Raw genomic sequence first — 13,688 nt, 5'->3', positions numbered from 1 at the left:
TGGCTCTATTCTCTTGTGATTAGATAATAAGAATGAATTACCCACACCGATCAACATAGACCCGGAAAGTTTTAACGCGTCTGGTAGCGAAAGGTGTAGTTACACTCGATAATGCCGTCATGCCCTGTGGGCTCAAATAGCAGATCCTCTTCAATTGCCCGTTCAAACACCTGTGGAATCCCTGACTGGTCATTTCGGCTTACCTGTTCATAATCAGCCACATCGCCCTCCGGTGTAATACTTAGACTGTATACGAGCTCGCCCTGCATTGTTGTACGCGTTGCCCAGCTTGGGTATTCTATGGACTCCTGAAACTGATCGATTCCCCCGCGAACGGCGAGGTCGGGATAAAGGTCGGCGCATTGCATAGAACTTTCGGCCGACGTAGTTGTATCTGACGGAGCCGTCTCAGCCGCAGACGAATCGGGAGAGACATTATTCTCAGGAACATTTATTTCGGGCGGAGCCAATGTTTGCTGAAGAACCTGAACGCGTGGCATTAAGCTGCTTGATGCGTACCTGTTTTCAATTGTGTTTAGTACCGACCGGGTGCTGTCCCAGTATGTACCTTCAAATGGAAATATAGATCGAAAGTCGGGTTCGGAAAGAGTTGAATCCGCAATTTGCTGCCAATACTCACGATCTGATTCAGCAAGTGTTGTATCGGCGAGTACTGTAGCGGCGGAGTCTTTAAGTTCTTCAAATTCTTGCTGCCGATCTGACCAGCTCTCATTCTGTTCGAACCAGTTTTGAACCAGTTCTGTGGAATCTTCTTGCGCCTGCCGGGCAGCCTTTATGTACTCCCGCGCCGCCTCGTATAATAAAATAGGTTTTTGCCTGTCGAACGAACCACTTTGGGCAAGCTGCTGCAATTCTTTAGCTTTTTCGGCCGGATCCTCACTTCCCGACTTCTGCAGATTTACGTAAATATCTTCAACAAACCGCTCATCTCCCTGTGATTTGGAAGTAAGTTCAATATCAAGCCGTGAAGAAATCCGTTGAGCAAATTCCGTATTCGGATACTCATTTATAAGTCTTCTGCCCCACTCCCTCGCACCGTCTGTATTGCCCTCCAGGAGTTCAATCTCTGAGAGAGAGTAAAGTGATCCGGGAATATATTCAGGGCTCAGATCATTTGATGCAATTCGCTCGTAGTATACCTTTGCACTGTCGGGCATATCAAGCGACAGGAAAAATACATTCGCAAGCAGGTAATATCGGCTCTCCATTCGCTTTACCATACTATCCTGGGCAGCCGGTGTGGTGGGAATTTCGCTCAAATCAAGAGACACCCGAATACCCGACGAGCGCTCAATCACATCCGTATCGCGTATCACAGTGTTACCATCTTCACTATTTTCCAACCGGCTGATTCCCGACCCCATTACATCAGCGCCCCTTCGCCAATTGTCAGCCAGCGGGCGATCACCCCAAATGGCCTGAAACTGAATGCTGGCATCCGCAAGACGCACCTGGTTCCGAATATTTAAAAATCCATATTCCGACGCTTCAGCAGATGCCGAGGCCGTCTCTGTCTCCTGTTCCACATTAACGATTTGGTTTTGCTGGCGCTGCATTTGGAGAAGTTCCTGTTCCAGTTCTTTTTGCCGCTGAAGCCGTATTTCCGCAATTACAGAATCAAACGCAGCCGGTTCAAGCTTGCCAAGGTAAAGCAGGCTATCCAGCCTTGAAATCTCTCCTGATACACGCGCGTATTCACCAAAAGAGTCTGCAAGTTCGGATGCATTAAACGATTCCGGGAGCCGGTTTTCGGCAACACGTTCCTGGGAAGCGGAGTCGTAGTAAGCAGCTGCCATTTTAAAATCATCCAAATCGAACCTATAAATCTCAGCCTGGCCGTTATAAATTTTTGCCCTTGTAAGAGGTGTGGGTGTAATTATTTCATTTCTGAGGATACTCTCATACATATCGAGCGCGCGCATGGCTTCTCCCCGAAGCTGTACTGTTCTCGCGAGCTCGTACTGAAGCTCTGTTCTGACATCAATATTCTTGTCATTTCTCTCCATTCGCCGGTAAAGTTCAAACGCCAAATCGTACTCACCCAGCTTACGTAAGACTTCCGCCTCTTTTCTGTTTGCGTTAAACAGAAGATCGTAATTTTGGATAGAAGAGGGAACGCTATTGTACGCAATGCGGGCGTCCTCAAACTCTTCCAGTCTTTCCAGAACCTGGCCCTGTAGAAAATAAGCACGTGCCAAAATCTCTTTCTCTTCGAGGCCCGGTATATTCTCCTGTAATAATTCAGCCGCACGCCCCCAGTTACTATCTTCTACGTACAGTTGAGCAAGAAGAATCCGAACACGTGAAAGAACATCGGGGTCCCAATCTTCAATCACACTCATTTGCTGCTCTAAGAACGTAATTCCCTCGGTAATACTTTTCATTTGATTGTACACCCGTCCCTGCCAAAAAACTGCTTCCTGTTCTTCACGTCCGCTTGAAACTGTCTGCATTTCCTGAAACTTTTCCAGGGCGGCAAAGTTTTCGCGATTGTAGAAATACGATTTACCTATAATTGAGATTGTCGGTTCCACATATTTCGAATCGGGATGGTCTCTCAGGATGGTAGCCCCCGTTTCAACTGCCTTATTAAAATCTTCTTGCCCGGCGTTTGCAGGGGGAAGAAATACCTGGAGCGGTACCTCGGGGTTCACTTCAGGTGTCTGCCTAAGGTTTTGATCGAGGCCATCCTCATAGTGCTGTTTCGTGTTATAGTATGTATTGAAATATGCGTTAAAGTTTTTCCAGGGCTGCTCAAGAGGAGTTCCACAGCCAGCTACGATGATAGCAATTAACGCTATTTGAAAAGTTCGTTTCACGGGATGAACTAACTCGGGGCAGAGCCCACGAGGTATCAATTTGAAATTCATAATTTTTTAATAAAAGTATGAGCTTTTAGGTGAGTGTCCCCCTTTGAAGGGGGCAATGGGGGATGATCATTTGTGCTTCAGAATCAATACATGGTTGAATTTAAAACTCAGATAGTCATCCCCCTGCTCACTCCGTTCGCTTCCCCCTTCAAAGGGGGACTTATTACCTTTTCCGACCCAAAGGGTCGGGGAATTAAACCACTTTAGATTCACGGATTGATGAACGTCACGAGTCTTCCTGAATTGTACTCACCTTCACCATATTTGTGCGGCCACGTTTGGCAAGCGGCATTCCGGTAGCAATAATCACCCGGTCGTTCTTTTGCACAAGACCGTTGTTCTGGAGGTAATCTTCCATCATTTTTACACTGCTGTCGGTATCAAAAAGTTCTTCAAGCCGAACCGACTCTACTCCCCACACAAGATTTAGCTGCCGCCGGACGATTTTGCTTTCTGTAAAAGCAACTATTGGCACACGTGGCCGGAATTTAGCAATTCTGCGCGCTGTATTACCCGAGTGTGTAAGCGTACTGATAGCTTTTGCCTCTACATTGTCAGCAATGGTAACACACGAATAAGCCAGCGACTCAACAACCTGTTTTTCCTTCCACTCCGGCTTTCTGTAATTAAGGCTATAGTATAAGCGATCGGAATTCTCTTCTACCGACCGGATAATTTTATCCATCGCCTGAACCGCCTCCACGGGATACTTACCTGCCGCCGTTTCACCCGAAAGCATCACGGCGTCGGTTCCGTCCATTACGGCATTCGCCACATCAGAACTCTCAGCCCGGGTAGCCCGGGGATTATTAATCATAGAATCCAGCATCTGGGTAGCTGTAATGACAGGCTTACCGGCTGCCCTGCAGCGATCGATGATTAACTTCTGAACCATCGGCACTTTCTCACTCGGAATTTCAATGCCAAGATCTCCCCTGGCAACCATAATACCGTCGGTTTCTTCAATAATTTCATCAATCACATCAACGGCTTCAGGCTTCTCTATCTTTGCAATGATGGACGCGTTGCTACCGGCAGCTCTAATTCTGGAGATGACATCCTGAACGTCTTTAGCTGACCGGACAAAGGACATCGCTACAAAGTCAACGCCCACATTCAGACCAAACTCAAGATCCTCAATATCTTTTTCAGTCAGGGATGACATCGATATTTTTACATCAGGCAGGTTCACACCTTTGCGGGATTTTAGCATTCCCCCCACTACTACTTTGGCTTTTAATACAGACGCCCCTTTTTTGATTATTTTCAATTCAAGGAGCCCGTCATCAATCAGAATCTGGTTGCCCTCGCTGGCGTCTTCGATCAGATTGGGATAATCTATTGGAATAAGCGATGTAGATCCTTCAACGTCTTCACTTGTAATTTCCACGATATCGCCTTCATTAATCTGCTGCGCACCATCTTTCATAGTGCCCACCCTGATTTTGGGTCCCTGCAAGTCCATCAGAACAGGAATGGAGTACTTGTGCTTTTGCGCAATTTCCCGAACATAGCCGATTGTTTTTTTATGACCTTCGTGGCTTCCGTGCGAAAAATTAATCCGAACCACGTTCATTCCCGCCCTGTAAAGTTTCTCGATATCTTCAAGAGTGTTAGAACTCGGGCCCAGTGTGCATACAATTTTTGTCCTGCGTTTACCTGAAAGCATAAATATATATCATTGTTCAATTAGACAGATTGTTCGAATATAAGGATTTATACTCTGTTCGTAAGATTATTTCGGCTGAATTATAACAGTTCTGTTTCAAAGCATAATCGAATAGAGATAAAAAAGAAAATTATAGTTAAAACTGCCAACTTATCGTTTAGGAAGGCTTTTCAAAACATATAGTAATCTGACTCCACCCCGACTACGTATAACAAATTAAGTGTTCTGCCCCTGATTAAGTAAAAAGCAGAGAACATAAAGACAGGGATCTGCAAAAAGCAATGCGTATTTAACCTGGTCAAAATAAGCCGGGACAATAAATCGTTATGATCTAAAACCAAAAATGTATTGTAGATACAATGCAAAATATTTACTGAACATTAGCAACTTATTCGCTCTCCGATAACTTTACTGTAATATTTACATTATATCCTGAGAATATTCAGAATTTAATACACTTTTTTTTCGTTAATTCTGCTATACACGCCTTACGACTTGTTTTCGTTATTTTTTATTTGTTAAATAACTCTATGCATAGATCTCAAAATGTTTATTTAAAATACGTTGCAGTAACAGCTCTCTGTTTTACCTTCCTGAGTTGTGCCAGATCAATGAATCCCGACGTTGAGCGAGGGAGCATGTATCAGTTCCAGGATGGTTATCCGGAAGTTAGGATGACTGCGATTGGCCTACTTGACGCTCAAGACAATCCTTACATTAGCGTTACCTCGGAAATTGTATACGGGAGCTTAGTTTATCGTACAATTGAAGGACAGACATTTGCACAGGTAACAATTGAAATTCGGGTAAATGAAAAGGAAGGCGATTTTTCTACCTCGTCAAGAGATCAGCTGGATATTTTTACTGAGAGTTCCGACAGCTATATGAACCAGGAAGTATTCAGCTATGAAAAAGATCTGGACGTTGAACCCGGAAGTTATGAAATTGAAGTTTCGGTAACGGATAACAGCTCCGGGCGAACGGTCGTCAGAAAAACCGACACACTTATTCCTGATCCCGAGAGCCCGGTTACAAATCTAACCTCAATCCGACTGTCCGGCAAAATTATAGGTGAAAATAGCGGAGAGTACAGCCCAATTACCACGTATGACGTTCCCTCCCGCCTGGATAGCCTTAGTCTTGAATTCCAGGTAACGAACAACGATACGGAAGATCCGCTGACAGTGAATGCATCTCTGTTGCGATTCGAAGCCGATACAACGGCAGCACGTCGCCTCAGCTATAATAACTATTCAAGCTCATCTATCCAGTACCAGGGTATCGATGTTCGTGATCCAGAACAGATCGACAGTAACGTTCGCCGGCTTGATCAGCCCGGAAGTGTCCTCATTGAATTTAAATACGATCTTCTCGACAGGGGCAATTACAGGTTTGAAGTAGAAACAGTTGACCAGGAAGGCGAGACTATTTACCGGGCGCGGGATTTCGCCGTTAAATCGAAGAATTACCCGTCAGTGGCTTCTGCCCGCGAAATGGCGGCTCCGTTAATTTATATCATGGATGAGGGTAATCACGAGGAGATGATGAGTATTTCGGATCCGGATTCTTTGAAAGAAGCGATCGACCGATTCTGGCTCTCTAATGTGGGAAGCCAAAGCCGTGCCCGATCGGTCATTAATCTTTACTATGAAAGAGTGGAACAGGCCAACAAACAGTTTTCAAATTTTAAAGAGGGATGGAAAACAGACATGGGCATGATCTACATTCTCTTCGGCCCGCCCTGGTACGTCGACCGCACGCTCAACAGAATGCAGTGGTCGTACTCATACGACAGGAACGACCCCCGACGGAACTTCTATTTTGAACGAAATCGCATTCCCAACGAATACTTTCCATTCAACCACTACATCGTACAGCGCAGCCAGTCGTACTTCAACCTCGTGTATCAACAGACGGAGTTGTGGAGAAGCGGCAGGATTTTAGAGGCGAATTTGTAATTTTTTTGTAATAGTCAGATTCATAAAGAAGATCATATCCAGCAGATTGCGTTATTGATGAATTCTGAATCGCTTTCCTTTCCAATCGACTACCTATCAGCTATTATCATTCAGGTTTCGACATAATTTTTCTTGAAAGCCTACTGTTAAAAAAGGCTCTATGTTGATTTTATTGGGTAATTAATGGTTCCTCATTATTTAGTGGATGCTGTTATTAACAGTTTTCATTCCTCTGAGTATATGATTTGAACATGGATCTTCGACATAGATTTCATTCAGACCCTGCCCCGAAGGGATGGCTTGGCCAAAAGGGGTCACGGATCACAGCCTGGGGCAACGCCCCAGGTAAACAAGAACACCCCTAAAGCCATCGGTACGAAAAATAAATAGGGGCACTTAGTTAATTCCGATGGTAGCACTTTTGAACTTAATCAACGTCCAGACGCCCCTCATTGGTTTCTGGTCACCATCCCTCGATAAAGTATGGAACGTTGGTGTTATGTATTGCCCCGGGATTTTATAGAACCCGTTTCTGCAATCCGGGGCGGTGCCCCAGGCTGTGTTCTATGACCCTTTCAATGTTTTTTTCAGCCAGCAGAAAGTCAACGGAGATTAAAATCTTTACCAATCATGAAAGCACTTTTAATTTTACCCACACCGATCAACATAGCCAATAATATCCGCCTGAACATGAAGATATATTAATCTAACCTGAACTTGTCCTTCTACACGGGACTGTTACTCTTTTGGATTTTGGCTTACGTCAACAATTGAGAACGATTAAAATTCAGGCAAAAACTCCCTGCTGTGTAAAAAGTTTACTTTATGAATAAAAGCCAAAAAGTCTTTTAATCGAACTTAGTTTCATAAACTTTTCATTCTAGATCTTAGCTGAAACCTCCTTCAAATGTTCAAACAATAGATTACGGGAACAATGACCAAACATTTAGCAAACAACATAAAGGCAGGCTTCCGTACAACCACCGGGTTCGGTATTGTATCGTACTCTTAGCCAATATCACATCCAGGCATGCAATTTTTTTCGCAGGACCGGGCACTTGCTAAAAGCTTCCTAAAATACAACCAATCATCCCATCATAATGGCATCTTCCCATTCATTATAGGGACATATTACACACCTTTAGCAGAAGACATTTTTGGCCAGCAGGGTGTGTTTGGTCTTTTAACCTCATGGCAAATAGCTTATTTCGGTGCATAAAAAAAGGCTATACTAATTAAAGCATAGCCTTTTCAACGAATGTTGAGAAAATATTTAACTCAAATTTTACTCAGCAGTAATTTTAGTCATTGTAAAAGGGTTCGTTCCAAACGAACCGGCTGCTACTGTATGAGTAGCTTCGGCCTCAATGATTGTATTTTCAGCATCAAATGTTCCACTACCAAACATTCTTGCTTCGCCATACGTACCTGACACCCATGCAGCCTGCCTGTCAAAACTAACCGTGAAATTAGCAGGATCGGAATCATCCATAGTAAATTCTATGTCCGTTCCGGTTCCTAGCATATTTTGAACGATGATTGTATTCTCATCATCACCGGCAACTGTAGTTACTACCCGGGGTTGGGCATCACCAAACCACCATGGATAGACCAATTCAAATTCCCCAACAAAGTCCGCTTGATTATAAGGGAAAAACTGGCGCAGTGTTACGATAACATTTGCGTTGTATGAGGCAACTTCATCTGAAGATATTTGCAGATGAAGAGTCGGGGCATCGCCCAAATTATCCTTAAGCAATGTGATCGGGATTTGCCCAATTACTTCATTTGCAGGAATTGTAAACTCATTACTTACCAGTGTATAATCCTCACCGGCAACAGCTGTGGTTGACTCATCATCAACTACAACAAATGAATATGTTCTGGCCTCAGATATCGGCTTCAAAGTAGAGACTTCAATGGACTGTGAATCCTGATCTTCCTCTGCAAAGAGCGTTACTGACGAGTTGGTAAATTTAACTTTAACGTCACCATCGTAAGTTTTATCTGCTTCTTCAAAGCTTAGTGTATCACAGCTTGTAAATAACAAAGCCGTAATAATAAGAGCCGTAAATATTGAAAATAATGATTTCAGTTTATACATAATTAGTAACCTTCATTTTGGACCATATTATCATTTGCGAACATCTCTGACTGTGGAATGGGATAAACCATTTTATAGTCATCTGCAGCAAGAAACTCCGTTTCTGTATTCGTAGCTCCATCAATATCCTCTTCGAGCCTGGTAATAGGCAGGTTAGCTCTTCTGAGGTCGAAGAACCTATGCCCTTCATATGCCAGTTCCAGTCTTCTTTCAACGTATATATCATCGATAGCATCTTGTGAGCTGCTATAAGTTACAGGAATGGGACTTGCAAGCCTCTCCGCTCTCAAAGCATCCATGTCTGATTCAGCTGCGCCCAGATCCTGGGTTGGACCCGGTTGAGCATATGCCTCAGCACGTAAAAGATACATTTCAGAAACGCGCATCATTTTTATATCCGCTACGTTTTTCTGATCTGTTCTTTTATTGTATTTAAAAACCTGAACTTCATCCGGTGCATTTCTTTGAAAAAATGTTGAAAACCGAATATCGTCAGTCTCGTCATACAATGATGAGAGTTCGTTTGAAGCAAAGAAGAAGATATCATCGTTGCCTGATCTTTCAGTCAGATTAATGGTACCATCTGTTCTTCTTAGTTTAAAAATTACTTCACCCTGAAGGCTGTCATCCCATAAGTTGGGGTAGTCTGTCCTGCTTGTAAGACTCACTGCATCAATCACATTAGAAGCGTGATCAATTGCCGATGACCAATCTTCCCGGTACAGTGCTACACGAGCCTGTAGTCCTTCTACGGCATGCAAGTTCATTCGAAGGTTTGAATAAAACCCAAAAGAACTTAGCAAATTATTTGCTTGTGAAAGATCGGCTTCAAGGGCACTAAAGAAATCAGCCTTTGTGTCTCTTGCTGGTGATCCTATGACAGATTCTGTCATATAGGGAACAGCCAGTCCACTGCCATCAGCATCATAATCCACATAAATTCTGTACAGATCGAAATGTTGATAGGCGCGCAGGGCAAGCATTTCACCTGTTATACGCTCAACCAAAGAAGTCTCATCAGCATTTTGAGGTTCAATAGTTTCGATTGCCTCGAGGACACGATTTATTCTATCAATCACTATATATGCATTGGCCCATGCACCTTCAATAGTACCGTCTCCGGCAATAATATTGTGATTAAAAATCTGCATCCCTTGTCCGGTGTTGGAATCTGCTCTTCTGAGCTGGTCAGTCATTAATGCATTTATCGCATAAATATTTTGGCCTGATATTGTTGCGTAAGCACCTAATGCACCGGCATCAAGATCACTAACGGTTTGATAGGCTGCATCCGCATCGATAGAATCGTATGGGGACGTAGCCAATTCATCATCGCACGATGTAAACAGCGCGATTATACCTACTGCTACTAAAAATAATGTTAGTTTCTTCATTCTTATACTTTATTAAAAGTTTATATCAATTCCAGCCGTGAATATCCGGGGTAACGGATAAGAATATTGAGCAATATTGTTACCCTCTTCCGGATCAAATCCAGTGAAAGCTGTCCAGGTCGCTAAATTTTGTCCCTGGGCAAATATCCTGATATTTCTGACCTGGTTATTGAATAACTGGCCAGGTAACGTGTACGAAACCAATAAGTTTCTAAATCTTATGTAAGATGCATCTTCAATATCTTTAGATGTAAACTGTCTTGGAAATTCGTTTGATTGAACCTCAGTAATATCACCTGGTTCTTGCCAGATATCCAACATCACCCGTCGCTGATTAAAGCCGGCAAAACCATGATTTTCCTGGAAGAACAACTGGTTGTTGAAGATTTTGTTACCGTACGAGTAATTAAACTGAGACCTAACTGATAGATTTCTCCATGAAAAGTCCAGTCCAAATCCACCGGTTGTAGGTGGAAGCCAGCTGCCAAAATCAGCTTTAGCGAAATCGTTGGAAAAGTTTGGTGTTACATTACCATCAAGGTCAACATATAGCGGAGCACCAGTAGCAGGATCAACACCGGCCCACTCTACGACATAATGCGTACCTAATGGAAGTCCTTCCCGAATAATAGAAGTGCCCAGCTCAAACTCATCAACCTGTCCAAGATCTGTTATCTCATTTTGGTTGTAAGAAAAGTTAGCGTTCAGGTTCAAAAGAAAGTCTCTGGTACGTATTACGTCACCATCCACACCAATTTCAATACCTCTGTTACGCATAGATCCGGCATTAATTTCAAGGCTGGTAAATCCAGCAGTTCTTGAAAGTTGCTGATCTATAAACAGATCTTCGGTGTTCTCATTATACACATCAAGTGTACCGTTTAATCTACCTTCGTACAGACTGAAATCAACGCCAAGGTTTAACTTATACGCTGTTTCCCACTGGAGGTCATCATTACCCGGAGAGCTTGGAAATATTGTACTTTCGCCAGCAAAAGTACCCGTAGCAAATGTTGCGACCCTCTGATAGTTTCCGATACCAAACTGGTTACCCGTTTTTCCATAGCTTGCTCTTACGATCAAGTTCGAAATAATATCATTATCAGACAGAAAGGCTTCACTGCTCGCTACCCAGGATGTACCGAATGACCACAACCAAGCGTAGCGATCGTTGGCCCCAAATCTTGAAGAGCCATCTCTTCTTAAAGTGGCCTTAAAATTGTACTTATTATCCATAGAATAATCAAAAACACCCAACACAGACCAAAGTGCTCTATCAGAAATACCTCCGCCAACACCTGGAATAAGCTCTGGATTGTCTTCACTTCCCGGACTTATACTGGCAGGAGTGGCACCCAATTTTTCGTTCAGACCATATCCTGTGTATCCGAAGCTTTGAAAGTTAGTTTGGATGAATTCGTTTGCAACATATCCATCGACCTGGTGACGGCCTGCGAACGTATTTCTATATCGAATACTGGTATTGGTAGTGAAATTTGAGAGCCTGTTATATGAACGGCTTAACAATCCCGAATTTCCTGAAGAAACTGATTGTCCTCCAAAAGTGGTCGGGTCAATCCAGCGATCAAAAGATCTTTCTCTAAAATCCAGAGACAGTTCTTGTCGAAACACAAAGTTATCATAAATGAATTGACCATAAGTTTGCCCAACAAACTTAAACTCATCTCTGTCATTTATGTCATTTTGAAGACGCTCAAAAGCGTTCGCCCCGGTAGAACCCGGACCTGTATTTAATGTCCCATCATCATTATAGAGTTTTACATATGGGTTTTCAAGATAAGCTGCAGCAAATGGATTCGCCAGAGCTACCCCACCTTCAGATTCAATAAAAGAAGACTCACTATATGAACCGGTACCATTAAATCCAACTTCAAAATTTTCGGTTGCATTAATGTCTGTATTCACACGCAGGGAATACCGATCAAGTTCTGAACGAATTCCAATTCCTTCCTGACCAAAGATACTACCTGACACAAAGTAACGTATAGTTTCATTACCACCAGAAACGCTTAAGTCATGCGTCATTGATGTACCTGTTCTAAAAAAGGTCTCGGCCCAGTCTCTGTTTGTCTCAAGAAGTGTACTCCGATCCAATGTTGCGTCTGGATTGTTTGGAGACGATGCCCAGCCGGCACCTGTTTCAAGAATCTCTTCAAACCTTAGCTTCTCTTCGGTATTCATCATATCAAATTTTGGATCACCTGAAACAGACGCACCAACTTGAGTTGTATACCGGATTTGCGTAGCACCTACCGCCCCTCTTTTTGTCGTAATGAGGATAACACCATTAGATCCGCGAGATCCATACTGTGCGGTTGCACTTGCATCCTTGAGAACCGAAATAGACTCAATATCATTAGAGTTAATGGAAGCAAAGTCATTTGCACTAATAGGCACACCATCCATTACATACAGCGGATTGTTACCACCTGTAATCGATGCTGATCCACGGATACGTACAGTAGAGGCTGTACCTGGCTGTCCGGAACCACTTGTTATAAATACACCAGGTGTTCTACCTTGCAATCTTTGCTCAAAAGTAGCAACCGGTATAAATTCAAAATCTTTCGAAGTCACAGTAGTTATAGAACCGGTTATTTTGTTTCGGCTTTGATCAGTATAGCCGGTAACAATAACCTCATCCATGCCAACTAAGTCTTCTTCTAATGCAATATTTAATTCAACAACTTCAGCATCGATTTGTAGTTCACGTGACTGACTTTCATATCCAATATAAGTGACCCTTACATTGTAAGTGTCATATGGAATATTTGAAATAGAAAATTGACCAGAGACATCCGTGGATGCACCACGCTCCAACTCTGTAATTAAAATGTTTACTCCCGGTAAACTTTCTCCGGTTCGAGCATCTGTTACAGTTCCTGTAAGTGTACCAGTCTGGGCAAATACCACTGATGCACTGAAAAGGAAAAGCAACAAACTAATTTGAAACTTCTTAAACATATGTACCTCTTAGCTTGTGTTTTGAATTATGAAAAGCAAGGATTGCCATTCATTTTTAGAACGGTGACAAACTTAGTAAAACGACTAATGAAAGCAAAGCAATTTTTTAACGCAAAGTTTATCCTTAGCAAATATTATCTTTCAGATCGTAGATGGGTTAATTCTAAACATGTGTAATTTATGATGTTTAAGCATAGATTTATCGCTTCATCATCACGCAGTCTTTTTTTTATTAAGCTCCTGCTCTATAATATCACATTATTCTTTTAAAGAATAGCCTTTTTAGAAATATTTAACCAAGTATTTCATTCAGCGTTTATTTTGAACTTATTTCGGTTTAAATTCCTAATTTATTCGCGTACATAAGTGTTTTATTGTATTAATATTAGCTTTTCGGAATTTCGATCAGCGGTTATTTGTGATCTCTGATCTTTTTATCAAATTGAATGTTATTCTTACAATTCCTCAATAAATTCTTTGTTAGAGACCTCAGTATTAGCGGCCCATCTTATTTGTGATTTAACTGGCGGATTGAACAATTTCTAATATCATCTCAATAGATCGGGTAGTAAATAATGGACTCTTACCTTACACTTTCCTATAAATCACCATATTCAATAACCAGGTTCATTTCAATTTAGTATAGGCCTGAAAAATCTTGTTGTCGGAAGTTCAGTTAAGATTGCC

General features: G+C 42.4%; 6 protein-coding genes. 1 reads left to right on the top strand and 5 read right to left on the bottom strand.

The annotated features are described in order from the left end of the window. Window positions 1–71 precede the first annotated feature (71 nt). Together porW and pyk are read right to left on the bottom strand one after the other, a co-directional pair. Window positions 72–2,840, bottom strand: coding sequence for a type IX secretion system periplasmic lipoprotein PorW/SprE (gene porW, locus AABW11_RS16555; RefSeq protein WP_340106249.1), 2,769 nt, complete (start codon window positions 2,838–2,840; stop codon window positions 72–74). A 277-nt stretch (window positions 2,841–3,117) separates the two neighbouring features. After that, window positions 3,118–4,560 (bottom strand): pyruvate kinase, encoded by a 1,443-nt coding sequence (gene pyk, locus AABW11_RS16550; RefSeq protein ID WP_340106248.1) that lies wholly within the window; start codon window positions 4,558–4,560, stop codon window positions 3,118–3,120. A 530-nt stretch (window positions 4,561–5,090) separates the two neighbouring features. On the opposite strand from pyk, the gene AABW11_RS16545 reads away from it, so the two are divergent. Further along, on the top strand, window positions 5,091–6,518 hold the full coding sequence (locus AABW11_RS16545; RefSeq protein ID WP_340106247.1) for a GWxTD domain-containing protein: 1,428 nt from the start codon (window positions 5,091–5,093) through the stop codon (window positions 6,516–6,518). A 1,285-nt stretch (window positions 6,519–7,803) separates the two neighbouring features. Here the strand turns inward: AABW11_RS16545 and AABW11_RS16540 are convergent. From AABW11_RS16540 to AABW11_RS16530, 3 genes are read right to left on the bottom strand one after another with little or no spacing between them, the layout of a single operon-like run. Continuing rightward, window positions 7,804–8,622 carry a DUF4984 domain-containing protein gene (locus AABW11_RS16540; protein WP_340106245.1) on the bottom strand — a complete coding sequence of 273 codons (819 nt, stop codon included), beginning with the start codon at window positions 8,620–8,622 and terminating at the stop codon, window positions 7,804–7,806. A 2-nt stretch (window positions 8,623–8,624) separates the two neighbouring features. Then, the gene (locus AABW11_RS16535; protein WP_340106244.1) at window positions 8,625–10,016 is read right to left on the bottom strand and encodes a RagB/SusD family nutrient uptake outer membrane protein; all 1,392 of its coding nucleotides are present in this window, start codon (window positions 10,014–10,016) and stop codon (window positions 8,625–8,627) included. A gap of 12 nt (window positions 10,017–10,028) precedes the next feature. Further along, window positions 10,029–13,001, bottom strand: coding sequence for a SusC/RagA family TonB-linked outer membrane protein (locus AABW11_RS16530; RefSeq protein ID WP_340106243.1), 2,973 nt, complete (start codon window positions 12,999–13,001; stop codon window positions 10,029–10,031). Window positions 13,002–13,688: the final 687 nt, after the last annotated feature.

The sequence above is a fragment of the Rhodohalobacter sp. 8-1 genome (genome assembly GCF_038150125.1).
Classification (GTDB): Bacteria; Bacteroidota; Rhodothermia; order Balneolales; family Balneolaceae; genus SW132.
Note: the sequence above shows the minus strand (reverse complement) of the source record. Positions and strands in the feature narration are given on the sequence as shown.